Source organism: Bacillus sp. PK5-006, assembly GCF_054161415.1.
The window spans coordinates 1,430,078-1,455,659 of the sequence record NZ_CP096414.1 but is presented as its reverse complement, the minus strand read 5'-3'; the positions used below and the strand labels follow the sequence as shown (position 1 = coordinate 1,455,659).

Genomic DNA, 25,582 nt, shown 5'->3' with positions numbered 1-25,582 from the left:
CCATGCTTACGTTGCGTTTACAGCAGGTTTGTCTCGTTTTATCGTCAAATCTGCTCTCTCTACCTTCCCGATCTTTGTAAACAGAAGCAGACATATACCTGAAACAGCTTCAATGATGCCGCCAGCCGCAATGACATACCCAGATCCAAACAGGGTTGCCATATAACCGCCAATGAGGGCGCCTAACGGAATCATCAAGTAGGAAATCATGTTAATGATCGCATACACTTGCGGCTGATCCTCTGCCTTAACTGACAATTGAATCATCGTATGTTCGGGTACGTTAACTGCACTAATGGCTGCTCCTAAAGCAAAAGCTGATATAAACACAAGTGGTAACAATGCGTTCATACCTGTGATAAAGAAGGCAATTCCATCAACAATCCCAGCACCTATAAACAGCAATCCATACCGATTCACTTTTATCTTTGTCAAAACAAATCCCATCAAAAATGCCCCTAGTGCGGTTGTGACTTTGATGAATGAATAGACGACCGGTCCACTATGTAGGTCTTCCGTTAAATAAATAACAGACAATGCTTCCCATGGTGCCGCAGCAAAGTTTGAGCAGACACAAAAAATCGCTAATGGAAACAAAATATGATGGCTTCTCACAAGTGAAAAACCTCGAATTAATCTTTTGCCGTAAGATAACCCTTTTTTGGCTTTATCGATGATGACTTCTGTTTGATATGAAATCATGAACACCAATAAAGCGGACAAAAGGTAAAGAGGAATGATCACAAGCATTGTATAACCTACGCCTACAAACGCAATCATGACACCACAAATCGTGACCGTCACAAGTCTTACTACATGACTTGCTGATTGGATCGTTGCATTCGCTTTTTGTATGAGGTCCTCATGAACAAGCTTTGGGATAATCGATACAGATGCCGGTTCATAGGAGCCTCCTGTCGCCGAATGCAGCAGCATACAGCCAATGATGAGGACTAATGGTGTGAAACCATAAAAGTAACTAACCACGATCACAAGGATAATCGCTCCTCGTGTTAAATCAGCAAAACACATCCAAAATTTCAATTGATGCGGCTTCATCATAGGCGTAATAAATGGTCCAACAATCGCTTGAGGAACAAAGCTGACTGCAATAAAAAAAGCTGTCCCTATGGCCCCTTTCCCTCCTAGTACTAAAAGCCACAAGATGCTGTTGAAAGATAAACTATCAGCCGTAATTTTGCACATTTTAGAAACAAATAAATAAGTAAAATTTCTTTTCCACAGGCTTTGAGCACTCAATAGTCGACATCTCCCTAAATCATATCCTTTTTTTTACATCCATATCTTTCACAATAGCTTACTAGGAGGCCTTCGTCAATTGCTTCAACATTGTTTTTATTGACCATAAGCAATTGATTTTCTCAAAATATGAAAAAGCACCAGACAGGTGCTTTTAACATTTACACGCTTCCCACAAAAGTCGCTTTGTTTTTTCATAGATCGAATCAAATTGATCCATGGAAAGAGGATTTTTCCCTAGACCAAGCTCGACTGTATAGCCCTCACTATGAAATTGATAAATAAACCAATCGCGATAGCCTGCATAGCTGTCGAGATATTGGACCGGTTTGTAGCCGCTCACTCGTTCGAATCGTTTGACCGTTTCTTTTGAGATGGCTGGCTCATGGCCAAGAAACCCCCAATAGATCTCTTCTCCTTGTGTATGAAGGGCGATCAGCCGGTCAAATCGTTTTCGCAACGCAAGATTGGCCATCGCTTTCGCTTCTGGTTCTGTTAATGGCTCGCGCCCAGGATAATCCCGGTAGGACGGTGCCTTCGACTGATGACGATAGTACTCGATCTCCCAATAAGCAGGGAATTGATTGTTTAAATCCACCCCTCGAATATTTGCTTTCCATTCCCGGTAATCGGAATATCCCTCGTTTAGCAGTGTGAATTCTTCACGATGAAGACCTAGTGACTCCGGTCCATTACGAACCAAATCCACTCCATCTGGATTGACCATTGGCACGATGGATAAAGCGGTGGTCTGCAGGATATGAACCGCTTCATAATGTCTTGCCTGTACCGGATCTGACGCTGCTAAACAAAGCGATTTCAACCATTTTAATAAAACAGACGTTGTGATCCATTCATTTGCATGAAATGAGGCATTGAGATGAATAGAATGTAAATGCTGAACAGGCTCTGTTCGGATCTCATAAATAGGTGTATCAAGCACTGAATGGCCAATGACGCTGATATGAAGAAAAGGAAATACGGCTTTCAAGCGGCTCAGCTCTTCTTCTAATCGAGCGCTATCATATTCAAATGTTCCATTAATCCAATCATCGGATTGCTGCAGTCTGTAAGGTGCAATAAATCTCTGCACATCACCTATCGAATCAAATACATGGACTCCTTCTGGAAGTCTATATCCCGGTAAAAGAAGGTTATCAGTGCTTGATTGATTAGATAAATGAAAAGCAGCTTTACCAATACCAAGCTGCTTTGCCATAGCATCCCTCCCTGCTTCATCCAGCTGCCATTCAATTTTTCCAAACGACGTTGTCTTCATTTACATCCCTCCTCTCATACTATATGAGCCGTCAGACAAAAAAAGAAAACCTCTGCTTCTAAAATAGCAGAGGTTTTTTCATCTATTAGGACGCCTTTTTCAGCTCCGTTTCACCTTCTTTTTTGGATGGTGAATGGTCCGGGCTGTTTCGATCATAAAATCTAAGGAGATCTCCGTAGATGATTTGATCAGAGAATTGAAGCTCCTGCTTCGCTTTCTCTTCATAAGACTGACACACATTTTTATCATCTGCTGGCTCGCCTGTCTCTTTATTGTAGCAAACACCATCTGTAAAAATGCTGTCCTTCGTAATAAAGCTTCCATCACGGAGTACTGTAAAGTCATTCGTATCTTTTGATAAAAGGTCATGACCAAATTGAATTTGTTTACTTGTATCAATCCCTAGAAGATTGAGTACAGTTGGACGGATATCGACCTGACCGCCTACCGTATCAATTTCTTTTGGATGTTGATCCGTTACCCCTGGAATGTGTACAACAAACGGGACTTTTTGAAGCTGCACTTCTTCAAATGGCGTAATCTCTTTATTTAAGAATTGTCCCATGGCTTCGTTATGGTTTTCAGAAATTCCGTAGTGATCCCCATACAAAACAAAAATGGAGTTATCGTATAACCCAGCTTCCTTCATCTTCTTAAAGAAAAGCTTAAGGGCTTCATCTTGATAACGCACTGTAGGGAAGTACTTGTTCAGTGTTTTGCTCTTTGAATCATATTCATCAATGAGCTTATCTTCTTCATCTAAATCAAAAGGGAAATGGTTCGTTAATGTAATCAATCTCGTATAGAAAGGCTGCGGGATCGATTTCATTAATTCAGCGGACTGCTCAAAGAACGGACCATCTTTCAGTCCCCAGCCAACTGAGTTTTCTTCATTCACATCAAATGATTTAATATCAAAGAACTTATCGTAGCCAAAGCTATCGTAGATGAGGTCACGGTTCCAGAAGCTTTTGTTATTCGCATGAATAACAGAAGAGTGGTAGCCCTCATCCTTTAACAGCTCAGGTGTAGCTGTAAACTCATTACTTGGATTTGTGAAGAACACAGCCCCTCTTCCAAGTGGATAAAGAGAATTATCTACAATAAACTCTGAATCAGATGTTTTCCCTTGACCTGTTTGGTGATAAAAATTAGTAAAGTTATAGCTCTTCTTGATCAATTTGTTTAAAAACGGAGTAATTTCTTTCCCGTTTAATTTTTCATTGATCACGAAACTCTGTGTAGATTCAAGTGATACAAGAATGACATTTCGTCCTTTTGCTTGACCAAATGTCTTTTCATTACGGTCCGTTTGATTTGCGCTTACATAGTTTTCAATTTCAGTTAAGCTATTGCTGTCAGCAAGGGCTCGTTGGGCGGACTGCTTCGATTGCAATACCCCATCATAAATATGGAAGTTATATAAGCTGATATTTTTCACCAGCATCTCACGGTCAAATGAGCGAGTAAGCAGTTCTGGTCTTTCTGTTTCAGCTAAACCAAGGTTAAAGAAAAATGTAGCTGCCACAAATAAGTAATATGCTGCTCGTTCTTTTCGTGAAACGGTGACATCTGTTCTAAAGGAAGGCTGTTTTTTATAGAGCCAAATTAAAATGATGATATCAACAAACATCAGTAAATCGACTGGTTCAATTAAAGAGGTAATACTGGAACCGAGGTCACCCATATTGTTTGTTTGAAATAGGACGGGGATGGTTAGAAAATCACTATAGAATCGATAAAACACTATGTTGGCTAACAAAACGAATGTTAGGATAAAGCTTGTCACGATGATATATCGATTGCGATTTTTTTCTTTGAAAAATAAACCGATACCGAAGATAAACAAGAGAAAGCTAAGCGGATTTATAAACAGGATAAACTCCTGCATGAAATTTTCAATTTTAATATTGAAGCTAGATTTATAGATAACATAGGTTTTGACCCACATCAGCAATGTCGCAATCAGTAAAAATGAAATCGCCTTTAATCTATTCTTTCGCATTGTAACCTCCTTATGCTAAGCGCGCACCCAGGCTCTAGATATACCCTAATTATTGGTGCTTCTAGAAAAATAACTAAAGTATATCTTATCCTGTATATGATGGAAAATCAATGTCTTTTTCCTCATGACAAACTTATGAATATGCTAAACATCCAATTTCATGCCTATCTATCGCTTTTTTTAATAAAAATGACATCATTATGACTTTTTTGTTCAAGACAGCCATTTGTTTTTTGCCATCCATGCACCGCCGATAACACCCGCATCGTTTCCGAGTGATGCAATTACCACTTCAACATCGTCAGCGCAAGGCGGGAAAGCATGTTGTTTCACAATGCGCTCTACTTTACTGCGAAGAAGCTCACCTGCTTTTGAAACACCGCCGCCAATTACAATTTTTGTTGGGTTTAAAGCACTAGCAAGATTCGCTAGGACAAGTCCAAGATGTGTCGTCACTTCTTCTACGACACGCATTGCAAGATCATCTCCATTTTCTGCCGCTTCAAATACATTCTTTGCCGATAGCGAAGCGAGCTTGCCAAGTGAAGATGTATGCTGCTCGGTTTCTAATTTATCCTTTGCAATCCGGACGATGCCAGTTGCAGATGCAATCGTTTCAATACAGCCTGTTCTTCCGCAGTTACACGGTGCTCCTTGAAATGGAACGGCACAAATATGGCCAATTTCTCCGCCAGCACCTGTCTCCCCTTGAACAACTTCACCGTTGACGATGATGCCGCCGCCAACCCCTGTTCCAAGTGTGACCATCAGGATATTTTTTGCGCCATCGCCTGCACCCTTCCACATTTCACCGAGTGCAGCAATATTCGCATCATTTTCAATGACAGATGGAAGTCCCGTCTCTGCCTCTAGGTGATCTTTCAAGGGGTAGTTTGTCCAGCCCAGATTCGTTGTTTTATAGACAATGCCAGATACTTTATCTACAGGTCCAGGTGCACCCATTCCGATCCCAATAAGTGCTGATTTCGGCATACTGATCTCAACCAGTTTATGGTCAATTGATTTGGCAATATCGACTGTGATCGTCTGCCCGGATTTATCCGTAGGAATCTCCCACTTATGCTGAATTTCACCATATAGATTAATGAACGCAAGCTTAATTGTCGTACCGCCAAGATCAATACCTACAAACCAATCCCCTGTCATATGCCCTCCACCTTCACATTGTTTTTCGATTTAATTTGGCTAGCTCCATTTGAAGAATCGTCATTGCGTTTGACCATTCGGTCCGGTCAATGATGCCCGATGTATACATTTCCTTCAATTCGTCTGCCATAAATTCTAATTCTACTTCACGATCTCCGAAATACACATAATTTCCAAATCTCATGAGCAGCTGCTGTACATCATATAACGTTTTCATTGTTTCCACCATTTCTTTTCATCAACAGATAGGATAAGCGTATTCATAAATGCGCTTTCAGTCAAGTCATTCAACGTGTTTGACTATTTTCGATATATTGTTTCAGCTTTAAAAATTGATCATTTTGAGGATCTTGTTTTAACGCTTTCGCTAATAGATCCTCTGCTTTCGCTGTCTCTCCTTTTTCTACGTATAAAAGCGATAAATGATACAGTTTATTTGGATCATCTGGATCTTTTTCAAGCGACTTTTGTAAAAATTGAATAGCCTTATTAAGTTGGCCCTGCTGTGCTTCCGATAGTGCATAGATATGAAGTGCCTCAGCTGATGCATCTTTATCGTGCACATATTCCTCTAGTCGTTCACTTGCTTCGCTATACTTTTTCTCATCAAATAAACTTGCTGCCTCACTTGTTGCCGCTGCTTGCTTTTGATCGTCAGAATGAAACCCTGTATACAATCCAAAACCGCCAATAAAGAGCAAAGCAGCACTCGCAAGAAGCATTTTGACAGGCTGGATCTGTTTAGGCAGACGGACAGCTAATGCGGTGAAAAAACCGCCAACCAGGCCGCCAAGATGCCCTGCGTTATCAATACCTGATACAGTGAAGCCTATTCCTAGGTTGATGAGGATAATGACAATAATATTTGTCCCCATCGTCCGAAAGAAAAGCTTTCGGTTTGAGATGGCTAAATATAACAGTGCGCCTAAGCAGCCAAAGATCGCGCCAGATGCGCCGGCTGCAATTGCCATATTAAACACAAAGCTCGCTATAGAGCCAAAAATGCCGGAAATCAAATAGATGAGCAAAAATCTTCCCGACCCATAAATTCTCTCAACAGCCGCTCCAACGGACCAAAGAGCAAAAGTATTAAAGAGTAAGTGCGTCAAGCCAATATGTAAAAACATTGGTGTCATCAGGCGCCACCATTCACCCTCTAAAATCAGCACATTATTTTTAGCACCAAATGCTGTTAAAGTTGCGGTATTGGTACTTCCGCCTGACAGCTCAAGTAAAAGAAACATCACCACTTGGACAGCGATCAGCAAGTAGGTAAAAATGGGTCTGCCATTTTGAAACACGGCCCGTTCTCGTTCTCGCTGCTTTTCCTGATCATCAAATGCCTGAAGCACGTTCCTTTTCAGCTGCATCGCATCCTCAGCTGTATCTTTCTTCGCTTCTTCTACATCTACTGCAAGCGATGTATTCAGCCATTTTTGCAGTTCGTTTACATCGTTTTGAAGCGTGTCTGCATTGAGTAATACAGGAGTAACTGTCACCTTATTCTCTTTTTGCGGCTGACCGTTTAGGTCTTCCCAATCATCTACTGGAACATCAGTTGTAAATTGCAGCTGCAGGAGATGAAGAGATCGTTTACGCATAGCTTCTCTCAGCTGATTGATCCGATATGTTTGCTCCTCGATATCTCGAACGATCTCCTGCCTGAAATTCACATCTTTTCTATATAGACGGATGAGATCATAACCTGAGTTTCGTGGTGCTTCAAAAAATATTTCATCTTCTGGGTACGGACTTTGAATCATCTCGTATCCTTTTTGTCTAAGTTCATCAACAACTCGCCAAAATAAACTATCTATGACATTCATACATTCGCGCTCCATTTTTTACATTATTATAGCAAGAATCGTTCTTATCCGCATTTCTAAACAAAAAAATCCCGGCTTTTGCGGGATTAGAATGCTTGGCGAATAAATTTCGTCCGAAAATATGGGTTTTTCATCAGCCATTTAATCAAAAAGTGCCGGACTTGATTTTGCCCTAAAACCAAATTCATGAGCCGATAACGATTTTGCACGAGAACGAATGCAAACAGTGTGAACACAATGCTCCAAATCATTTTATTCATCATATTCCCTCCTATGTTCGTATCGTGGCTTAAATAGGATTTGTTTATGCATGAACCATCGTTTTTATCGCTTAAAAGGTTCCTTTCATAAGCAGGCCTTCACAATCTAATCCCTTGTTCTTTTGATTGAATATAATAGACCTCTCCGCACTCTGATTGATCATAAGAAACGTCAAATTGAGAAGGTCGATTAAATCCTTGAAAGTATGAGGCAGCTTACAATTCCGCTCTAACTCCTCCACCTTGTGCGGGAAGTAACTGTCGTATGGATTTGGTGTATGAACATATACAGCGTCTAAACCAAGGTCATGTTCGTGAATACAAATCCAAGTTTGGTATGGACTTTTCAAAGCTTTCAAGCTGTTTTAGCCGCCTATGATATAAAGCGATATGAGCTTTGATATGCTCCCTTCTTATTTTTAAGCTATTTTCCCCGACTCCAAAAAAATCAAGGTGCGTATGCCAAAAATCAAACCATGAATCACGATCAAGTCACAAGTATTCACTTCCTCCCGAATATTACGGAAGTACCTTTTCTTTTCACGAAATTTTTTCAAAACATATCCCCTGTCAGCTAAAATGCCTTTTAATGAAGAATGTTGATCGCTATCGTGCATGTGACTTTTGATCATAAGCAAGCACCTTCGCTCAACACAAAAAGCCCGTTCATATGTATAAGCAGCGGACTTTATTTTAGATATATGGTACCTTTCTCACTGACCATGATTGAGACCGGGATGTCGTGCGTTTCAGCCGGAATATGCTCGGTTTGCTGTACTGTCAAACAAAGGGCAAGCGTTTCGCCGTGATAGTCAGCTAAGTAGCGGTCATAATAGCCGCCCCCATATCCGATACGGTAGCCTTGTCGATCGAAGCACACACCAGGCACAATGATCAAATCGATTGATTCTTTAGATGCAGTGGCCGACGTCAGAGGATCTGGCTCCAATAGCCCAAAGTAGCGGGAGATCATTTTCGTTTCTGGTGTATATTCATAAAACGTCATCTCTTTTGTTTCCGGAAAACAGGTGGGTACACATACTGTTTTCCCCTCCCGCCATGCTTTTTCAATGAGAGGCATTGTCGGTACCTCTTTTCCTCTAGACATGGTAAGTGCAACCGTATTCGCTTGTTTCCATGCTGGCAGTTGAAACAAGCGCTCATGAAGTAAAGCGGTGCTTCGCTTGAATTCTTCGGCACTCATCTGGTCCAGCTTGGCTAATGTTTGAAGGCGAAGTTCCTTTTTCACAAAGATCATCTCCCATCATAAAAAAACAGCAGGAAAATTCCCTGCTGCTTACTTTGTTTCACGATGTAAAGTTTGTTTTTTATCACGTGAGCAATACTTTTTGAATTCAACGCGATCTGGATTGTTTCGCTTATTCTTTTTAGTAATATAGTTACGCTCACCGCATTCAGTGCAAGCTAGAGTAATATTTACGCGCATGTTTTTCCCTCCAAACTAAAATCAATTCACATTCAGACCTAACTATAATACCACTTCTAGCTTAGGAATGCTAGAATGTTTTTTCACCAATTTGATTTTCAGTGCAATCCATCCGCGTTCTGATCCATATCGTATGGTCATTTCATGAAAAATAGCCTGCTCCCCTATAAAACCTCAATCTTTGTCGTACTGTATACATGAGAAACCCTCTTTTATTTTGACAGCGAGCAAGATTTTCATACTCGTTTTTCATATAAAAAGAAAAAAGATGAAAAAAAGGTGATTTTTTCAGCAATTCCTTTTGAAACTAGCTTTTTTATGGTATAAAAAAGAAGGGTCGAAAACTGTCTGAAACAATCATGAAAGCCTTTTATGGCTTTCAGCATTAAAATATGAATAAAAGGTGATGAAACATGGAAATTGCAATTATCGGATTGCTTGTTGTCAGTATCGTACTGATCGCATTCTCATATTTTCAAAGAGAGCCGATTAAAGAAGTCGAGCAGGAACTTGAAACACTTCAACTATCTGCAATGCAAGAAATCTATAAACTGAAAAAGAAAATGAAGGTTCTTGAAGAAGAATTGCTTGAAACAAACATTGTCGTCCGCAAACATTCAGAAATTGATCCATCTATCGCAAGACAAATCATTTCAAAGCATCAAAATGGCATGTCTCCTGAGGCCATTGCGCGCGCTGAGCATGTATCTGTAGATGAGGTCAACATGATCATTAAAGACAATGAGAAGGTGCTTGTATGACGAAAAAAAGCATCCAAACGTTTGCGGCAGGTATGATTCTTGCAACTGGTGTTCTGGCGATCGTTTTTTTCCTCACTGGAAAAGATGAAGCGGCGGCTGATACAACCACAAAAGAAACGCTCGCAGCGAAAGTAACAGACACCGATGTGAAAAACTATTTAGACTCTAAAAAAGAAGTCTCTGTCAGCCGTGAAACATATCAGCAGCTTCTTGATTATAAAGAAAAAGCACTGAAAGCAAATGAAGACGGCGATTCTAAAAATGATAAAGAAACATCGGACAAGCCTAAAGGCAAATCGGTCAAATTTGTTATTAAAAACGGGATGAGCACAAGTGACGTTTCAGACATGCTTGAAAAAGACGGAATTATCAACTCGTCTAAAGATTTTAATGATTACGTGATTGACGCCGGCTACCATAAAGAAATTCGTGCAGGCAAGTTCAATTTAAAAACAGGGATGACGTTCAAACAAATCGTCAAAGCCTTAACAAAATAACAACAATACCCCCTGGCGGCGCTGACCTCCAGGGGGTTTTATTATCCAAATCGACCAGATATATAATCATTTGTTCTTTGATCATTTGGCTCTGAGAACATCACATTCGTATCATTGACCTCAACAAGCTCTCCCATTAAAAAGAAGGCTGTTCTATCTGATACCCTCGCCGCTTGCTGCATGTTATGCGTCACAATGGCAATCGTGTATTTCTCTTTTAATTTCATAATTAATTCTTCAATCTTTAATGTTGAGACAGGATCAAGCGCTGATGTTGGTTCATCCATTAGTAAAATGTCTGGGCTTGTAGCAATAGCTCTTGCGATACAAAGACGCTGCTGCTGACCGCCGGAAAGACCTAATGCTGGTGCATTTAATCGATCTTTCACTTCATCCCAAAGGGCAACATCACGAAGCGCTTTTTCAGCGATTTCTTTCAATTGCTGCTTGCTCTTCACGCCATGAATTCTTGGTCCGTAGACGACATTATCAAAGATAGACTGAGGGAATGGGTTTCCTTTTTGAAAGACCATCCCGACGTTTTTACGCAGTTCCACTAGATCAACGCGGCCTTTTAAAATATTGTCGCCGTTATACATCATATCTCCGGTGATTTTCACACCTGGCACTGTTTTGACCATAAGATTTAAGGTCTTGATAAACGTTGACTTTCCGCAGCCTGACGGACCGATAATTGCTGTGACTTCATGCTCTTTAATGTCTAAATCAATATGCTTCAGTGCGTGATGTTGTCCGTACCAAAGGTTCATATCATTCACACGAAACACTTCTTTTTTTGCTGTTTCAGTTGCTACTGCATTCATCAAAATCCACCCGCCTTATCCAAATCGACCATTGATATAGTCTTCTGTTTTTTGCTGCGCAGGACGTGTAAAGATACGTTCAGTGGCATCATATTCTACTAGATCACCGTTCAGGAAAAAGGCCGTATGATCAGATACACGTAACGCTTGCTGCATGTTGTGTGTCACAATGACGATCGAATAATCATTTTTCAAATCTGATAATAGCTCTTCAATTTTTGCATTTGAGATCGGGTCTAGGGCAGAAGCGGGTTCATCTAACAAAAGAACGCTGGGCTTCATCGCAAGTGTACGCGCAATACAAAGGCGCTGCTGCTGACCGCCGGATAATGACAAAGCCGAGCGGTGCAGACGATCTTTGACTTCATCCCACAGCGCCGCTTTTGTTAAGCTTTCCTCTACCGCATCATCAAGCACTGATTTTCTTTTTTCACCCGCATACTTTAATGCATGGGTAATGTTATTGTAGATCGATTTAGGAAATGGGTTTGGTTTTTGGAAAACCATGCCGATTTCTCTTCTTAAATTCACCACATTAATGCGGTCATCCAAAATATTGAGTCCTTCGTACATGATCGCCCCTTCACTTCTCGCACCTGGGATCAAGTCGTTCATGCGGTTAATGCTGCGTAAAAAGGTTGATTTCCCGCAGCCAGATGGGCCGATTAATGCGGTAATTGCGTTCTTCTCAATTTCAAATGAAATGTGATTGACCGCTCTTTTTTCACCATAATAAATGCTTAAATCCTGCACCTGTAAAATCTGTTCCGCTTGAAGTGGAGCCTTTTTTGCTGCAATCTCTTTTTTTTCTGCTAGCATTTGAACCATATCCCCTTCACACCTCTCTCACATTATTTTGACGTAAGCTTTTTATGAATAAATGAACCAAGCCATCTAGCTGCTAAGTTAAATACTAAAACTGAAAGCACAAGTACGGCTGATGCACCATTTGCAATGGCCTCTGCATCTGGAATGATTCCTTGTGTATTGACGTTCCATATATGAACGGCTAATGTTTCTGCCGGTCTAAAAATATTCAGCGGTGACGTATCAGAAAATGGACTCCAGTTTGTAAAATCAAGACGCGGTGTGGTGAGACCTGCTGTGAAAAGAAGCGCTGCTGCCTCCCCAAAGACTCTTCCTGATGCTAAAATCGCACCGGTAATAATAGAAGGAATCGCACCTGGAATCAGGACTGTCTTCACTGTATGCCATTTCGTCACACCGAGCGCAAGTGATGCTTCCTTTTGGTCCTTTGGTACAGAGCGAAGCGCGTCTTCTGTCACCCTGACCATCACTGGCAAGTTAAACACCGTGAGCGCAAGAGCTCCTCCGATGATCGTATAGCCCCAGCCTGTTAAATTGACAAACATGAGTAAACCAAACATACCAATGACAATAGAAGGAAGTGAAGACAACACTTCAATACATGTGCGAATAAAATCAGTGACTTTGTTTTGAGGCGCATATTCAGCCATGTACACTCCACCGCCGACACCAAGTGGTACTGTGATCAACATTGTTATAAACAAAATGTAAAACGAGTTAAACAGCTGATCCCTAATACCGCCGCCAGAGCCAATTGCACTTGAGCGGGTTGTCAAAAAGTCAAAATTTAATTCTTTTGCACCGTTGAAGATGATATAAGAAAACAAACCAATTAGGATCGCCGTAATAATGGCGGCACATAATCCAAAAACAAACGTGGCAAAACGATCGGTCATTTTGCTATTCATTAAATCTTCCTCCTAGACGACAAGTATCTGATAATGAGTATGAACATAAACGATACAACTAGAAGGACAAGACCCATTGACCAAAGTGTATTGTTTTCAACACTTCCATACGTTGTGTGACCCATGTTTAACGTAATAATGGTTGTTAATGTACCAGCTGTATCCATAATGCTCTCTGGTAAATTACGCGTGTTTCCAATGACCATCTGAACGGCAAGGGCTTCACCAAATGCTCTTGCCATTCCAAGAACGACTGCTGTCATTAATGTTGGAAGAGCTGCCGGTACAAGCACACGTCTAATCGTTTGCCATCTTGTAGCGCCAAGTGCATAGGATCCCTCACGTAAGCTTTTTGGAAGGGAAGCCATTGCATCAGTTGCAATAGATGTAACGGTTGGCAGAATCATAATAGACAGGACAATCGTTCCTGCTAACACGCTGTGCCCTGAGCCGCTTGACTTGAAATGTCCGATAAACGGCACCAATACTGTAAGACCTATGAATCCGTAAACAACGGATGGAATCCCTACAAGCAATTCAATGACTGGCTGGAGAATTTTCCGGCCCCATGCAGGTGCAATTTCTGTCATAAAGATCGCTCCTGCTATGCCTAGCGGCGCTGCAATAAGTGCCGATAGAAGCGTGACGGCGATCGATCCAAAGATAAAAGGAAATGCGCCGTACTCCGGGTTTTCTGCTGTTGGGTTCCAATTGATACTGGTTAAGAACTCAATTGGGCTTACACCATTTACGATGAAAGATTGTAAACCCTTAATGCCAAGGAATATTGTGATGGCGATGGATACTGCAATCATTAAGAATGCGCAGAATTTCACCAAAATACTTCCTCTTACTTCATCCATTTGCCTATTTTTCTTCGAGCTGATCAGCCGATCGCTCGCTTCTGTATGTTCTATCTGCTTCATCTTTTTCTACACTCCTATGAATGTCATAAAAGGAAAAGTGAAATGCTCCACTTTTCCTTCATCAGCAATTCAAGACCTCTTACTTATCCGATTGTTTGCCTGTTGCGTCTCTTTCTACTTTCATATTAGAGACTGAGATGTAGCCTTGGTCTTTGACGATTTCTTTTTGTACTTCATCACTCATAAGGTAATCTAAGAATTGTTTTGCTAGACCTTCCGGCTCACCTTTTGTATAAGAGTGCTCGTATGCCCAAATTGTATATTTACCGCTTTCTACATTGCTTTCTTCTGGTTTCACACCATCAATGCTAAGCGGTGTAATTTTGTCATCTGTTAAATAAGAGAATGCTAGGTATCCAATCGCACCTGGTGTTTCTGCAATCAGCTTTTTCACTGTGTTTGAAGAATCTTCTGTGATTCCTTCTGCAGGTGTTGCACCATCAAGTGCATATTTCACAAATGTTGCACGTGTTCCTGAAGAATCAGGTCTGTTAACAAGCGTGATTTTTTGGTCTTTCCCGCCAAGCTCTTTCCAGTTTTTGATTTTACCAGTGAAGATTTTTTTCAATTCGTCCTTTGTGATGTCTTTGACACCCACTTCAGGGTTTACAGCTGCGGCCATTCCAACAACTGCTACTTTGTGGTCTTTTAAAGCTTTTGCGTCGACTCCGTCTTTCTCTTCAGCGAATACATCTGAGTTACCAATTTGTACAGATCCTTCTGAAACTTGAGAAAGTCCTGTTCCTGAACCGCCGGCTTGTACTTGAATATCGGCTTTTGGATGTTTATCCATGAATTTTTCTGCTGCCGCAAGAACTAAAGGCTGCATCGCAGATGATCCTGAGATGGTAATGGAACCTGATGCCTCATCTTTGTTTGAAGCATTTCCTTTACTGTCTTTTGAATCTCCGCTTGAGCTGCTGTTTCCGCATGCTGTGACGAATGCTAACAATGCGATAGTAAGGAAAGTAAGCAGCCATAATTTGTTCTTTTTCATTTCAAGAATACCCCCTGAATAATTTGTCCTACGAGTAATACATTAAAGGTTCTTTATTAATTTCGTTTAAATGGAATGTTAAGGTTTTGTAAATGTCGAAATTTTGTAGAGAAATTGCGGCGTTTTTTATGAATTTTGTCAATTTATATCGGAATTTTTGAAGAAAACGTAAAAAAACGCCCACAAAAAGTGAGCGTTTTTACCTATGAAAGGTCTAGTTATTTGTTTCTGCTTCATTTTCAATTTTGTTTTTGTTTTTCGCCTGTGTATCATTGCTTTCCTGTTTTGATTTCAGTTCAAAATACTTATCTAATACTTGTTCACCAATATCATTTGTAATTGGATAGCGCTGGTTGTAGTCTTGATACACCCATGGCACGACAACGGAAATAGCCACTTCTGGATTATCAGCTGGCGCATACGCAACAAGAGTTGTGTTATACGTCGATGTACCGCGCTTGCTTTTAATTGGACCGTCATAGAATGATTGAGCGGTTCCTGTTTTGCCGGCTGGATTATACTTTTTGTTGCCAAAGTTTGAATAGGCTGTCCCTCTTGGGTTCTGCATGACAAGCTTGAAGCCTTGCTGAACGCGTTTGATCTCATCACTTGTCATGTCTAGCTTATTCAATACATCCGGTTTGACGGATTCCGTCACAGCTCCAATGCCTCGCTGCGGGTCTGACTCTCTCACTTCTTTGACAAGCTGCGGACGTAAACGATACCCGCCATTTGCAATGGTTGAAACGTATTGCGCCATTTGCAGCGGTGTAAACGTATCATACTGTCCAATCGCATAGTCAAGTAAGAGACCCGATTGTGTAGACGTTCCTCTGTAGCCCGTTGCTTCGTTTGGCAGGTCAATACCGGTTTTGACGCCAAGGCCAAATTTACTGAAATTGTAGCGGAACGTATCAAATGCTTTCGGATCAATTGGGAGCGGCTGCTTTTTACGATATTCGCTTTTCCCAATGGCGATCGCGGTTTTGAACATATATACGTTTGATGAACGCTCTAGTGCTGTTAAATCATTAATAAGTCCCATATTTTGATAGGATTTCTTCGGCGGTGAATTGGCGATATAAAGAGGTTCATCGTATTGGGTACTTCCAATATGAATAGCGCCTGTTTTATATCCAGTCAGTACCGTTGCCCCTTTTACGGCTGATCCCATCGCATATGAGGAGGTCATCGTTCCTAATGCGTAGTCATCGAATTTGTATTTTCCGTTTTTGTTTGAAATCTGCTTACCCGCAACAGAGAGAACCTCTCCATTTCTCGGGTCCATCATGACAACAAATGCGCGGTCAAGAAGCTCAGTTCCCCCTCTTTGTTTCGCACTTTTCAAGTTCTTTTCAATAATTTTTTCAACCGCTTTTTGCAGCTGAATATCAATTGTAAGCACAAGGTCTTTCCCGCTCTTACCTTCTGTTAACACTTTAGAGCTTGTGACATTGCCCTGTTTATCAGTTGTGCTCTGTTCTTTTTCCTTTTGGCCCTGCAGGACATCTTCATATTGATATTCGAGATAGCTTTTTCCTACACGGTCATTTCGGCTGTAGCCGAGTGATAGATAATGCTCAAGAAGTGACTGCGGAAGACCTTCATCACTCGAAGAAACACTGCCGAGCATACTGCGGAGCAGTCCTTTATACGGATAGCTGCGTGACCAGTCTGTCGTCACATCAACACCTGGCAGCTCGTCCAAATGCTCAGAGACGTAAGCAATTTCGCTTGGCTTTACATCTTCATTTTTAATAAATTGAGGCGTAAGTGCATAGCCTCCATCCATCTGCCTTTTAATGGCAAGCACTTGTAAATCTTTTTTCGTCAGTTGATTTAATTCCTTGTCTGTGATGCGTTTTAGCTGAAGCTCATATAGTTTATCATCAGAGACCTTATCGTCACCCTTTAATTCTGATTCCTTTTGAACAAGCTTTTTCGCTTCATTTGGATGCGTTAAGATCCAGAAATCTTTTTTGTCACGATCTGTGATTTTTTTCGTACTCACATGAATCATATCCGCTAATTTTGATGCCACTTTGAGCCGCTCTTCTTGTGAAGTCGTCGAGGTTCTCGTATATGTAATGGCATTTAGCGCTTTATTGCTGACAATCGTATTGTAGTTTCGATCATAAATTTTTCCGCGCGGAGCAGATGAGCTGACATTCACATCCTCTTGTTTTTCTGCCTGCTTTTTATAATCTTCTCCATTGACAATTTGCACAAATCCGAGTCTAACGACAACGCCGGTAAAAATAATAAAGGCAGCTAAAAATAATAAATTCAGCCGGATCGGAAGTGTTTTGCGCCCTTCCTTCGCGTCTTTTTTGTTTTTCTTGTTTCTCATCACATCACCTTTTCTATCAAGAAAGAAATGGCACCCCTTTTTGTGTATAAAAGGTGCCATCATCATTTTAGCGGTTTTTCTATCATTTATCTAGAAATTTGATGTTCCATAGGTAAGAAATTTTACCTTTCTCCCTTAATAAGGTTCGTTTGAGAAACTGGCTTTTGACCGTCAGCCTCTTTCATATCAGCTGTTTTTTCTTTCAAATGAATATCTTTTACAAAGTAATAAATGAGGGTGTGTCCTGCTCCGAGCACAACAAGTGATGCAGGGATTCCGAGCTCATCACCTAGTAAGGTGACAGACAGCAGGAACAAAACAATCGAACAAATACGGCCGGCATTTAAAAATAGCTCTCTGACCACAATATATTCAATTCGGGCCTTTCTGGCGTACCTTGCATGACCAATGACATCATATGTTAAGGATACATAAGGAACAAGCAGGAGCGGATATCCTATTGCAATGGCTACCGCATACATCAGAAGTGATACATAGGACAAGTGGAAAACGATTAAAAACAAGGCGCCGTATAAAATCAGCCCGCCAAGCATGATGGCCTTCTTCCGCCACTTTTTCTTAATCAAACGTGTAGCGAAGAAATAAGCAAAAAAGGCAACACCTGAATTCACTAAACCAAACGTCCCGAGAGCAAGCTCACTGTTTGTTGCAATAAACACAAAGACACTGATTAAGAAGACAAAGACCCCTTCACGAAGCCCTTGAAAAAAGTGAGCTGTTGTAATCCTACGCCAATTCTCGTCTGCATGACGTTCTTTCCAAATTTGTTTGATCATAAATTTGCCTTTAGACTGCCTTCTTTTGAGGAAAAAGCTCATCACAACCGCTAGTGAAAACAAAAAAAGCGATAATGTGAAAATGACTGTGTAGCCTGTATCATCCGTTAACTGAGAAATGACAATCCCCGCAATGAGAGGACCGATCATGCCGGCAGTTGAGGAAAGCACACCGAGAAATCCATTAAAGAAGTCTCTTGTTTCAGGCTCGGTGATCTCAAAGGTGAGTACGTTAAAAGCAAGCCAGTAAAAACCATAGCCGATCCCAAGGACACTTCCCAATAAAACTAGCCGTGCGGCCGCTTGTTCTCCTGCCATTAAGACAATTAAATAAAAAGCGGCTAAAAAGATGACACCGAAACGAAGGACAAACGCCCGGTCTATTTTTTTTGCAAGCCGGCCAGCGAATAAAAACGTAATGGGCTGAAGCACCACAATGGCCAAGTTATAAATCGCAAGATCCGTGAATTTCCCAGACTGTTTCCATAAGTACACATTTACAAACGTATTCGAAAGCGCAATGGCAAGTGCGTATAACCCGCCAATCGTGAGGAGGAGCAATAAGTCTTTAGTAACATCCATGTCCCCGAACATTTTCTTTAATCTGCTCATACCATTCATTCTCCTTTTCTACACAATAGTCTGTCTCATCAAAAGGCAGATATGTAAAAAAAGGAGGGAAAATATAAAAAGACCTGCTTCTTTTGAAAGCAGGTCTTTTCAAATCAAATCATTATTTTGCTTCGCTGTAAAGGCGAGCTACTTCATCCCAGTTCACAACATTCCAGAATGCTGAAATGTAATCAGGACGACGGTTTTGGTAGTTTAGGTAGTAAGCATGCTCCCAAACGTCTAGTCCTAGAATTGGCGTTTTTCCTTCAGTTAAAGGAGAATCTTGGTTTGGCGTGCTTGTGATTTCAAGCTTTCCATTGTTCACAACAAGCCATGCCCAACCAGAACCAAAGCGTCCTGCAGCTGCTGCAGCGAAATCAGATTTGAATTTTTCAAATCCACCTAGTTCTTTTTCGATCGCATCTGCAAGTTCACCAGTTGGTGCGCCGCCACCGTTTGGTGAAAGAAGCGTCCAGAATAATGAGTGGTTCGCATGTCCTCCGCCATTGTTACGTACAGCAGTACGAATGTTTTCAGGCACTGAGTTTAAGTTAGCCACTAGCTCTTCAATTGATTGATCTTCAAGAGCTGATACACCTTCGATTGCTTTGTTTAAGTTTGTTACATATGTGTTGTGGTGTTTTGTGTGGTGAATCGTCATTGTTTCCTTGTCGATATGTGGTTCTAATGCATCGTAAGCATATGGTAATTCTGGAAGTTTAAAAGCCATGGTTAAATTCCTCCTTAAAATGTATGTACTGAAATGCTTCCTCTGTAAGTCAGCAATTCACCCTACTCAAAGAGTATCAAAAGAAACAGCTTGTTTCAACGTTATTGCTCATGTTCTGAAACATTTCAGTGTTTATTTTGTATTTAGCCCTTTTGAAAAAGTTTTAAACACCCTTTTTCACTTAGCGAAGGACATAAAATAAAAAGATCCCTAGCATCAGCGCTTGAATCAATCCTTTTGCAAAAACACCTGATACAAATCCAATTAATGAGCCTAATCCGACTTTCACACTCGTCTTCAGATCTTTTTGATGAACAAGGAGCTCTGCAATGACACTCCCAAGAAATGGACCAATAATAATTCCTGCAATGGGTATCACAAAAGGACCAGCTAATAACCCAATGGTGCTTCCCCAAATAGCTGCCTTGCTGCCGCCAAAGCGCTTTACCCCAATAAGGTTTGAGACATAATCTGCCGCAAATAAGACGGCAGTAAACATGGCTTGAATGAGCCAGAACGTCAGGGTAAGCGGCGCGAAGCTAAAGAAGAAGCCATATAGAATAAATCCGAGAACCATAAAGACCACACTCGGGATAATTGGATAAACCAGTCCAACAAACGCAATGATAAATGCACAGCCAATCAGTATCCAATACAGAATGTCCAAGACCGTGCCGCCTCCTTTTTATATGCTGTATACATTATGCCTCATTCCCTCTATCTTAACCAGTGATGAAGGCCATACTTGTACTTGATGGATAGACATTGATACAATATGAGAAATAGAAAAGAATGTAGGAAGTGAATGGGTATTGAACGTATTTAATCTATTGTTAAAAGGAATTTATTCACCAAAAGATATTGCTAAAGCACGGTTTACAGGGATCGGTAAAGCGATTTTATTCATTTTTCTCCTCTCAATTATCGCAGCAGTTCCTCAGGGGTATCATATGAGCCAAGAGATCTCGAATGCGATGTCAGGATTTCAGCATGTGCTCAAAAAAGATTTACCCGACTTTTCAATCGAAAAAGGAAAGCTTCAAGCGGATCAAAGTGAACCAATAGAAAAAGAAGAAAACGGCATCACGATTATCTTTGATCCTGCTGAAAAAATAAAAGCAAGTGAGCTTGAATCAAAGCAAACGGCCATCGCTTTATTAAAGGAAAAAGCAGTGATTGCCATTGATGGACAAATGACAGATATTCCATACCAGCTCCTTGGTGGAACGCTGACAAAAGATGAACTCGCCCGCGTCACAAATCAGAACCAAGCGATTATCATCCCTGTCATCTGTGTACTGCTATATCTATCAACTGCGGCTCTCATGTTTATCAGCGCAACATTCCTTGCGATGCTTGGTACTTTTATTAAACGAATGCAGCAAAAAGAGCTGTCCTTCCAAATGCTGTGGAAGCTCTCCGCTTATTCACTCACATTAACAACGGTCTTTTTCGCCATTATGAGTGCATTAAACACGCCTGTTGCAAACTCATTTTTATTAAATTGGGTCATTAACTTTATCTTTTTATATCTTGTTGTGAAAGAAATTCCTGCCAAAAAAAGCAAATGATCCATCGAACATGGATTTGTCTACACAATTTTTTAAAGCTCCCCCGGCTCGGAGGAGCTTTTTATGTCTATTCATGATAGGACTCATCTGGATGGATGATCGCAAACAAATAGTGATCCTCCCACACTCCATTAATCTTTACTTTTTTACGATTTAGTCCCTCATTTTCAAAACCTGTCTTTTCAAGTACACGAATGGAACCCTTATTACTCGGCTTTACTCCAGCCTCAATACGATGGAGATTCAACTCAAAAAAGGCATAGTCAATGATTAAACGAATATCCGCCCTGCCTTTGATCGAGTACATACCCGAGCCAAGTACCTTCTATCGGACCTCTTACGACAGAACTTAATGAGATCGTCCCAATTAAAGCACCTGTTTCATTTAAGAAAATACCATGCATGTAAGATTCATCTTGTGCAATTCTTTGCCTACTCCGCTGAATTCGTTCAATTTGACGAGGTAACGTGAAGAAATCATCTTTGACCAAAGGTGTAAATTCCTGAAAATATGAGCGATTCTCAAGCTCTAATGTTAACAGTGATTCTGCATCATTTTCTGTTAGTGTTCTCACATATATATGCTGACTAACTTTCTTCATTTAATCTCCCCTTTTCTTATTTTATCATAATCGTCATATGAGCTTGCCCTCCTATTTACACCAACGACCCAAGCAGTTTTATTACAAGACATACTAGTACGAACTAGAACCACCCTTTCCAGCTTTTCTTCTCTTTTTGGTTCTATCATTTCAGGACATGCATAGACTGGAGTAAACTCTTAAAAGCGGTGAGTAAAATGCGGCGAATTCTTTTTTTACTAATCAGTTTGTTTGTCCTCTTTATTATCTTTTTTGATTTGAAAAATGGAACCATCCCTGTTGAGGAAAACCAAGCTGTCCCAGCAAGTGCGCTTCAAACAGCTGAGAAAAAGACTTATAAGAATGTCACTGTTAAACAAGGTGAAACGGTCCTCTCCATCGTACATACAAGCAAGCCACTTGATGATGTCATTAAAGATTTCGAGGAGCTGAATCAAGGTGTTAAGGCGAACGAAATCAGGGCAGGCAGCACATATAAGTTTCCTGTATATAAGAGATAAAACGTTAATTCCTTGTCATTCATACAAAGAGACTGTTACAATATGAACTGTAAAACACGACGTACACGGCAAAGGATTGCTTGTACACTAAGGAGCGATTGACAAGTGAGTGAAGTCACACATCGTACTAAAACGCGTCCCGTCAAAGTGGGACCTTTAACTATAGGTGGAAATAATGAGGTTGTCATTCAAAGTATGGCAACAACCAAAACACATGATGTCGAAGCGACAGTCGCTGAAATTAAACGTTTAGAAGAGGCAGGCTGTCAAATCGTGCGTGTCGCATGTCCAGATGAGCGTGCAGCAAATGCAATTGCGGACATTAAAAAACAAATTAACATCCCGCTTGTTGTGGATATTCATTTTGACTACAAGCTTGCACTGAAAGCGATCGAAGCAGGCGCAGACAAAATCCGAATCAATCCAGGAAACATCGGAAGAAGAGAAAAAGTCGAAGCGGTTGTCAAAGCAGCAAAAGAAAAAGGCATTCCAATCCGTATTGGCGTAAACGCTGGTTCATTAGAGAAAAAGATTCTTGATAAATACGGCTATCCAACAGCAGATGGTATGGTCGAAAGTGCACTGCATCACATTAAAATTCTAGAAGACCTAGACTTTCATGACATCATCGTCAGTATGAAAGCATCTGATGTAAACCTTGCAATTGAAGCATACGAAAAAGCGGCTAAAGCCTTTGATTATCCTCTTCACCTTGGGATTACAGAATCAGGTACGCTATTTGCAGGTACAGTCAAAAGTGCAGCTGGACTTGGCGCTATTTTGAATATGGGGATTGGGAACACCCTCCGTATTTCATTAAGTGCTGACCCAGTTGAGGAAGTAAAAGTAGCACGTGAATTGTTGAAATCATTTGGTCTTGCATCAAATGCAGCAACACTGATCTCCTGCCCAACTTGTGGACGAATTGAAATTGACCTCATCAGCATTGCAAATGAAGTCGAAGAATATATTTCTAAAATCAAAGCACCGATTAAAGTAGCTGTTCTCGGGTGTGCTGTTAACGGTCCAGGTGAAGCACGTGAAGCGGATATCGGTATCGCAGGCGCAAGAGGCGAAGGCTTATTGTTCCGTAAAGGTGAAATTGTTCGTAAAGTACCGGAAGAAACAATGGTCGAAGAACTGAAAAAAGAAATCGATAAAATTGCTGAAGAACATTATGCGAAAATGGAAGCTGAAAAAGAAAAACAAGCGAATGCCTAACAAAAAACGCCTGACGTCATAGTCAGGCGTTTTTCTGTTCTTGTTAAAAGAACGGGGTGATAAATATGCCTAGGATGACGGAAACAATTCCGATCCCAATTGACCACGCGCCAAGCGCATGTGCTCCTTTTCTTCTTGCAATATAACCAACGACGATTGCCGCTACCCCTAATAGCACCGGCAAGACAAATAATGAGATAATCGCAATCGCGAGTGCTGTATAGCCTATCCCTTTACTGCCTGAATCGTCACCTGCTTGGTCACGTCCTCGTCTATCTTCTCGATCTCTTGAAGCTTGATATGGCTCTGCAATTTCAGCAGCTGTTTCCTCTAAATAGCCATCATCATTACTAAAGTGTGTGTCGATTTCACGATCATTTCTTCTGAAATCCTCGTCTCTTTCCATGATCAATTCCCCCTTTTGGTTAATAGAAAGGAGCTTTTTTAGTATGAGCAAATATGTCTGTTTCATGATTGCTAAAACTTGCTGGAATTGTGAATTGATTATGTTACACTTTAAGAGTATAAAAATGAGGAGTGTGGGCATGTTACGTTTAGGAATTGATATTGATGGTACAGTGACGGCACAGGACACCTTTGTCCCCTACTTAAATGAGTCGTTCCAATGTGCCATGACACTAGATGATATGACAGAGTATGATTTGACGAAGCTATTAAAGATTTCTCAAGAAGAATTTTGGGGCTGGATGGATCAGCACGAGCCTCTTATTTATAAACAGGCAATGCCTGCTGAGGGTGCAAAAGAGATCCTCGACGAAATGAAGCTGCAGCACAGACTGATTTATATTACAGCAAGAAGGCAGCAGCATTCGGATATCACCTACAAGTGGTTTCAAGAACATGATGTGCACTATGATGCTATTGAGCTGGTTGGCGGTCATCATAAGCTGGAAGCCGTTCAAAAGCACAAAATTGATGTATTTTTTGAAGACCATCATGGCAATGCCACAATGATTGCAAAAGAGGCTGACATCCCGGTTATACTTTTCAACTCCCCTTATAACCAGATGCCAATTGACGACAGAATTATACGCGTAAACAACTGGCAGGAAGCATCTAAGTGGATCAAACAATACGAGCAGCGTCTGCAAACTGCTTATTAATGTAACTGAACGAGCACCAAAGCGGAACAAACACGAGGATTTGTCTACACGCTGAAGCCGATACATTTAATGTATCGGCTTTTGTGATGGAGCAAGCTGCCCTTCTTTCATGAGAAAATGGTACAGTGCCCCCTTCATGCCTGCCTGATTTAAGTAGTAGCAAGTTTCCAGCTTCACCTGAATGTTCTTCCACGCATGCAGTGTATGTAAATGTTTTTCAATGTTTTGTAATAAATCTGCTCTTGCACTTACGCCTCCGCCAATGAGGATTTTTTCTGGGTTAAGAACAGTTGCTACATTGTAAACGCCTATGGCTATTCGCTTGTACCATTGATCCATCAGCTTCTCAATGGCCGGATCATGCTTCGCCTTTTCAAAAATTTCTTGACCGTCTATTTGAGCACTTTGCGGAATTCCTTGCTTTTCTTTATAGCTCCGAATTAATCCAGCCGTTGAAGCGCTGCTGTTAAGAGTTGTAAACTGGCCATTTTCCGTCTCTGTCAGCATCATGCCAAATTCACCACCGCGGAAGGATGCACCGCGCACAAGCTGACCATTAGCAAAAATACCCCCGCCGACACCCGTGCCAATTGTCATACAAATAAAGCTATCACAATCTTTCGCATGACCGCTGTATTTTTCTGCGAGAGCTGCACAGTTCGCATCATTTTCCACTTCTACACGAAGAGACGTTTTCTCTTCTAAAAGTGTTTTTACATTTTGACCATTTAAGGCGATGATGGCGCCTGCAAATTCTGTATAACCTGATTCACTGTCCACAAAACCTGGAAGACTGATGGCGATACCGCTGACATCCTGCATCCTTTGATATTGCCTGACCACATCCGCCATGGCTTCTAAAAACGGTTCAAGCTGCCGGCAGTTCGTTTCATAGTCACCACTTGTGACAAGCTCCCCATCCTGATCCATTAATCCATGTTTTGTTCTCGTCCCGCCTACATCAAACACGACGTAATAGGCCACTTTTACCCCTCCTTTTACTTTAAAAAGTAGTACCTTAATCTCATTTTAATGAAACAGCCTCTCTTTGTAAAACGTTTTCAAAAGACAAAACAAAAAAGTCAGCTCC

The 25,582-nt window shown here is 41.0% G+C and carries 27 protein-coding genes and 1 pseudogene; 6 read left to right on the top strand and 22 right to left on the bottom strand.

What is annotated here, in order from left to right; translation table 11 throughout:
• Positions 1-6: 6 nt before the first annotated feature.
• From M1D84_RS07500 to rpmG, 10 genes are all read right to left on the bottom strand, one after another.
• The gene (locus M1D84_RS07500; protein WP_024422983.1) at positions 7-1,260 is read right to left on the bottom strand and encodes an MFS transporter; all 1,254 of its coding nucleotides are present in this window, start codon (positions 1,258-1,260) and stop codon (positions 7-9) included.
• 154 nt (positions 1,261-1,414) lie between these two features.
• Positions 1,415-2,539 (bottom strand): M14 family metallopeptidase, encoded by a 1,125-nt coding sequence (locus M1D84_RS07495; RefSeq protein WP_024422984.1) that lies wholly within the window; start codon positions 2,537-2,539, stop codon positions 1,415-1,417.
• 85 nt (positions 2,540-2,624) lie between these two features.
• Complete coding sequence (locus M1D84_RS07490) at positions 2,625-4,544, bottom strand: LTA synthase family protein (protein ID WP_024427981.1); 1,920 nt, start codon at positions 4,542-4,544, stop codon at positions 2,625-2,627.
• 213 nt (positions 4,545-4,757) lie between these two features.
• Entirely contained in the window at positions 4,758-5,711 is a 954-nt protein-coding gene (locus M1D84_RS07485; RefSeq protein WP_024422986.1) for an ROK family glucokinase, read from the bottom strand.
• Positions 5,712-5,724: 13 nt separating this feature from the next.
• The gene (locus tag M1D84_RS07480; RefSeq protein WP_008342322.1) at positions 5,725-5,928 is read right to left on the bottom strand and encodes a YqgQ family protein; all 204 of its coding nucleotides are present in this window, start codon (positions 5,926-5,928) and stop codon (positions 5,725-5,727) included.
• 70 nt (positions 5,929-5,998) lie between these two features.
• A complete protein-coding gene (locus M1D84_RS07475; RefSeq protein ID WP_024422987.1) occupies positions 5,999-7,537 on the bottom strand; it encodes a rhomboid family intramembrane serine protease in 1,539 nt (512 codons plus the stop codon).
• Between the two features lie 86 nt (positions 7,538-7,623).
• Complete coding sequence (locus tag M1D84_RS07470; RefSeq protein WP_193743926.1) at positions 7,624-7,797, bottom strand: hypothetical protein; 174 nt, start codon at positions 7,795-7,797, stop codon at positions 7,624-7,626.
• A 419-nt stretch (positions 7,798-8,216) separates the two neighbouring features.
• Positions 8,217-8,429, bottom strand: a complete 213-nt coding sequence (locus tag M1D84_RS07465; RefSeq protein ID WP_332284135.1) for a hypothetical protein — start codon at positions 8,427-8,429, stop codon at positions 8,217-8,219.
• 56 nt (positions 8,430-8,485) lie between these two features.
• Positions 8,486-9,046, bottom strand: coding sequence for a 5-formyltetrahydrofolate cyclo-ligase (locus M1D84_RS07460; protein ID WP_024422988.1), 561 nt, complete (start codon positions 9,044-9,046; stop codon positions 8,486-8,488).
• Positions 9,047-9,094: 48 nt separating this feature from the next.
• Positions 9,095-9,244 carry a 50S ribosomal protein L33 gene (rpmG, locus tag M1D84_RS07455; protein ID WP_008360061.1) on the bottom strand — a complete coding sequence of 50 codons (150 nt, stop codon included), beginning with the start codon at positions 9,242-9,244 and terminating at the stop codon, positions 9,095-9,097.
• Positions 9,245-9,657: 413 nt separating this feature from the next.
• On the opposite strand from rpmG, the gene M1D84_RS07450 reads away from it, so the two are divergent.
• Both M1D84_RS07450 and M1D84_RS07445 read left to right on the top strand, forming a co-directional pair.
• Positions 9,658-10,005 (top strand): hypothetical protein, encoded by a 348-nt coding sequence (locus M1D84_RS07450; protein ID WP_024422989.1) that lies wholly within the window; start codon positions 9,658-9,660, stop codon positions 10,003-10,005.
• Positions 10,002-10,502 (top strand): endolytic transglycosylase MltG, encoded by a 501-nt coding sequence (locus M1D84_RS07445; RefSeq protein ID WP_024422990.1) that lies wholly within the window; start codon positions 10,002-10,004, stop codon positions 10,500-10,502. The genes M1D84_RS07450 and M1D84_RS07445 overlap by 4 nt, the downstream gene beginning before the upstream one ends.
• Before the next feature lie 41 nt (positions 10,503-10,543).
• Here the strand turns inward: M1D84_RS07445 and pstB (M1D84_RS07440) are convergent, their stop codons facing one another.
• From pstB (M1D84_RS07440) to M1D84_RS07400, 9 genes are all read right to left on the bottom strand, one after another.
• Positions 10,544-11,326, bottom strand: a complete 783-nt coding sequence (pstB, locus tag M1D84_RS07440) for a phosphate ABC transporter ATP-binding protein PstB (protein ID WP_024422991.1) — start codon at positions 11,324-11,326, stop codon at positions 10,544-10,546.
• A 15-nt stretch (positions 11,327-11,341) separates the two neighbouring features.
• Positions 11,342-12,154, bottom strand: a complete 813-nt coding sequence (gene pstB, locus M1D84_RS07435) for a phosphate ABC transporter ATP-binding protein PstB (protein ID WP_024422992.1) — start codon at positions 12,152-12,154, stop codon at positions 11,342-11,344.
• Positions 12,155-12,177: 23 nt separating this feature from the next.
• The gene (pstA, locus tag M1D84_RS07430; protein WP_024422993.1) at positions 12,178-13,062 is read right to left on the bottom strand and encodes a phosphate ABC transporter permease PstA; all 885 of its coding nucleotides are present in this window, start codon (positions 13,060-13,062) and stop codon (positions 12,178-12,180) included.
• Entirely contained in the window at positions 13,062-13,988 is a 927-nt protein-coding gene (gene pstC, locus M1D84_RS07425) for a phosphate ABC transporter permease subunit PstC (protein WP_024422994.1), read from the bottom strand. Before pstC ends, pstA begins: the two co-directional genes overlap by 1 nt.
• A 79-nt stretch (positions 13,989-14,067) precedes the next feature.
• The gene (locus tag M1D84_RS07420; RefSeq protein ID WP_024422995.1) at positions 14,068-14,985 is read right to left on the bottom strand and encodes a phosphate ABC transporter substrate-binding protein; all 918 of its coding nucleotides are present in this window, start codon (positions 14,983-14,985) and stop codon (positions 14,068-14,070) included.
• 214 nt (positions 14,986-15,199) lie between these two features.
• Positions 15,200-17,335: a peptidoglycan D,D-transpeptidase FtsI family protein gene (locus M1D84_RS07415; protein WP_041106887.1), complete on the bottom strand. Its 2,136-nt coding sequence runs from the start codon at positions 17,333-17,335 to the stop codon at positions 15,200-15,202.
• Between the two features lie 122 nt (positions 17,336-17,457).
• Positions 17,458-18,744: an MFS transporter gene (locus M1D84_RS07410; protein WP_024422996.1), complete on the bottom strand. Its 1,287-nt coding sequence runs from the start codon at positions 18,742-18,744 to the stop codon at positions 17,458-17,460.
• Between the two features lie 121 nt (positions 18,745-18,865).
• Positions 18,866-19,474, bottom strand: coding sequence for a superoxide dismutase SodA (gene sodA, locus M1D84_RS07405; protein WP_007501264.1), 609 nt, complete (start codon positions 19,472-19,474; stop codon positions 18,866-18,868).
• Positions 19,475-19,655: 181 nt separating this feature from the next.
• Complete coding sequence (locus M1D84_RS07400; protein ID WP_024422998.1) at positions 19,656-20,141, bottom strand: DUF456 domain-containing protein; 486 nt, start codon at positions 20,139-20,141, stop codon at positions 19,656-19,658.
• Positions 20,142-20,286: 145 nt separating this feature from the next.
• Between M1D84_RS07400 and M1D84_RS07395 the strand changes: the two genes are divergently transcribed.
• Positions 20,287-21,045, top strand: a complete 759-nt coding sequence (locus tag M1D84_RS07395; protein WP_024422999.1) for a DUF1189 domain-containing protein — start codon at positions 20,287-20,289, stop codon at positions 21,043-21,045.
• Positions 21,046-21,112: 67 nt separating this feature from the next.
• Here the strand turns inward: M1D84_RS07395 and M1D84_RS07390 are convergent.
• Positions 21,113-21,647, bottom strand: a pseudogene (locus tag M1D84_RS07390) (GNAT family N-acetyltransferase).
• Between the two features lie 197 nt (positions 21,648-21,844).
• Here M1D84_RS07390 and M1D84_RS07385 point away from each other — a divergent pair.
• Together M1D84_RS07385 and ispG are read left to right on the top strand one after the other, a co-directional pair.
• Positions 21,845-22,147 carry a hypothetical protein gene (locus tag M1D84_RS07385; RefSeq protein WP_024423000.1) on the top strand — a complete coding sequence of 101 codons (303 nt, stop codon included), beginning with the start codon at positions 21,845-21,847 and terminating at the stop codon, positions 22,145-22,147.
• 105 nt (positions 22,148-22,252) lie between these two features.
• The gene (ispG, locus tag M1D84_RS07380) at positions 22,253-23,368 is read left to right on the top strand and encodes a flavodoxin-dependent (E)-4-hydroxy-3-methylbut-2-enyl-diphosphate synthase (RefSeq protein WP_024423001.1); all 1,116 of its coding nucleotides are present in this window, start codon (positions 22,253-22,255) and stop codon (positions 23,366-23,368) included.
• 43 nt (positions 23,369-23,411) lie between these two features.
• Here ispG and M1D84_RS07375 read toward each other — a convergent pair whose 3' ends face one another.
• Positions 23,412-23,774, bottom strand: a complete 363-nt coding sequence (locus M1D84_RS07375; RefSeq protein WP_024423002.1) for a DUF308 domain-containing protein — start codon at positions 23,772-23,774, stop codon at positions 23,412-23,414.
• Positions 23,775-23,913: 139 nt separating this feature from the next.
• Between M1D84_RS07375 and M1D84_RS07370 the strand changes: the two genes are divergently transcribed.
• The gene (locus M1D84_RS07370; protein WP_208946428.1) at positions 23,914-24,492 is read left to right on the top strand and encodes a 5' nucleotidase, NT5C type; all 579 of its coding nucleotides are present in this window, start codon (positions 23,914-23,916) and stop codon (positions 24,490-24,492) included.
• Positions 24,493-24,558: 66 nt separating this feature from the next.
• On the opposite strand, the gene M1D84_RS07365 is transcribed toward M1D84_RS07370, so the two are convergent.
• Positions 24,559-25,476 (bottom strand): ROK family protein, encoded by a 918-nt coding sequence (locus M1D84_RS07365; RefSeq protein ID WP_257802623.1) that lies wholly within the window; start codon positions 25,474-25,476, stop codon positions 24,559-24,561.
• Positions 25,477-25,582 lie beyond the last annotated feature (106 nt).

Bases quoted from the DNA above. Each gene is read 5' to 3' on its own strand.
- M1D84_RS07450 (WP_024422989.1), top strand. From the start codon at position 9,658: ATGGAAATTGCAATTATCGGATTGCTTGTTGTCAGTATCGTACTGATC.
- M1D84_RS07445 (WP_024422990.1), top strand. From the start codon at position 10,002: ATGACGAAAAAAAGCATCCAAACGTTTGCGGCAGGTATGATTCTTGCA.
- M1D84_RS07485 (WP_024422986.1), bottom strand. From the start codon at position 5,711: ATGACAGGGGATTGGTTTGTAGGTATTGATCTTGGCGGTACGACAATT.
- rpmG (WP_008360061.1), bottom strand. From the start codon at position 9,244: ATGCGCGTAAATATTACTCTAGCTTGCACTGAATGCGGTGAGCGTAAC.
- pstA (WP_024422993.1), bottom strand. From the start codon at position 13,062: ATGAATAGCAAAATGACCGATCGTTTTGCCACGTTTGTTTTTGGATTA.
- pstC (WP_024422994.1), bottom strand. From the start codon at position 13,988: ATGAAGCAGATAGAACATACAGAAGCGAGCGATCGGCTGATCAGCTCG.
- sodA (WP_007501264.1), bottom strand. From the start codon at position 19,474: ATGGCTTTTAAACTTCCAGAATTACCATATGCTTACGATGCATTAGAA.
- M1D84_RS07410 (WP_024422996.1), bottom strand. From the start codon at position 18,744: ATGAGCAGATTAAAGAAAATGTTCGGGGACATGGATGTTACTAAAGAC.
- M1D84_RS07370 (WP_208946428.1), top strand. From the start codon at position 23,914: ATGTTACGTTTAGGAATTGATATTGATGGTACAGTGACGGCACAGGAC.
- pstB (WP_024422991.1), bottom strand. From the start codon at position 11,326: ATGAATGCAGTAGCAACTGAAACAGCAAAAAAAGAAGTGTTTCGTGTG.
- M1D84_RS07480 (WP_008342322.1), bottom strand. From the start codon at position 5,928: ATGAAAACGTTATATGATGTACAGCAGCTGCTCATGAGATTTGGAAAT.
- M1D84_RS07375 (WP_024423002.1), bottom strand. From the start codon at position 23,774: ATGGAAAGAGACGAGGATTTCAGAAGAAATGATCGTGAAATCGACACA.
- pstB (WP_024422992.1), bottom strand. From the start codon at position 12,154: ATGGTTCAAATGCTAGCAGAAAAAAAAGAGATTGCAGCAAAAAAGGCT.
- M1D84_RS07475 (WP_024422987.1), bottom strand. From the start codon at position 7,537: ATGAATGTCATAGATAGTTTATTTTGGCGAGTTGTTGATGAACTTAGA.
- M1D84_RS07415 (WP_041106887.1), bottom strand. From the start codon at position 17,335: ATGAGAAACAAGAAAAACAAAAAAGACGCGAAGGAAGGGCGCAAAACA.
- M1D84_RS07495 (WP_024422984.1), bottom strand. From the start codon at position 2,539: ATGAAGACAACGTCGTTTGGAAAAATTGAATGGCAGCTGGATGAAGCA.
- M1D84_RS07420 (WP_024422995.1), bottom strand. From the start codon at position 14,985: ATGAAAAAGAACAAATTATGGCTGCTTACTTTCCTTACTATCGCATTG.
- M1D84_RS07490 (WP_024427981.1), bottom strand. From the start codon at position 4,544: ATGCGAAAGAATAGATTAAAGGCGATTTCATTTTTACTGATTGCGACA.
- M1D84_RS07385 (WP_024423000.1), top strand. From the start codon at position 21,845: ATGCGGCGAATTCTTTTTTTACTAATCAGTTTGTTTGTCCTCTTTATT.
- M1D84_RS07465 (WP_332284135.1), bottom strand. From the start codon at position 8,429: ATGATCAAAAGTCACATGCACGATAGCGATCAACATTCTTCATTAAAA.
- M1D84_RS07470 (WP_193743926.1), bottom strand. From the start codon at position 7,797: ATGAATAAAATGATTTGGAGCATTGTGTTCACACTGTTTGCATTCGTT.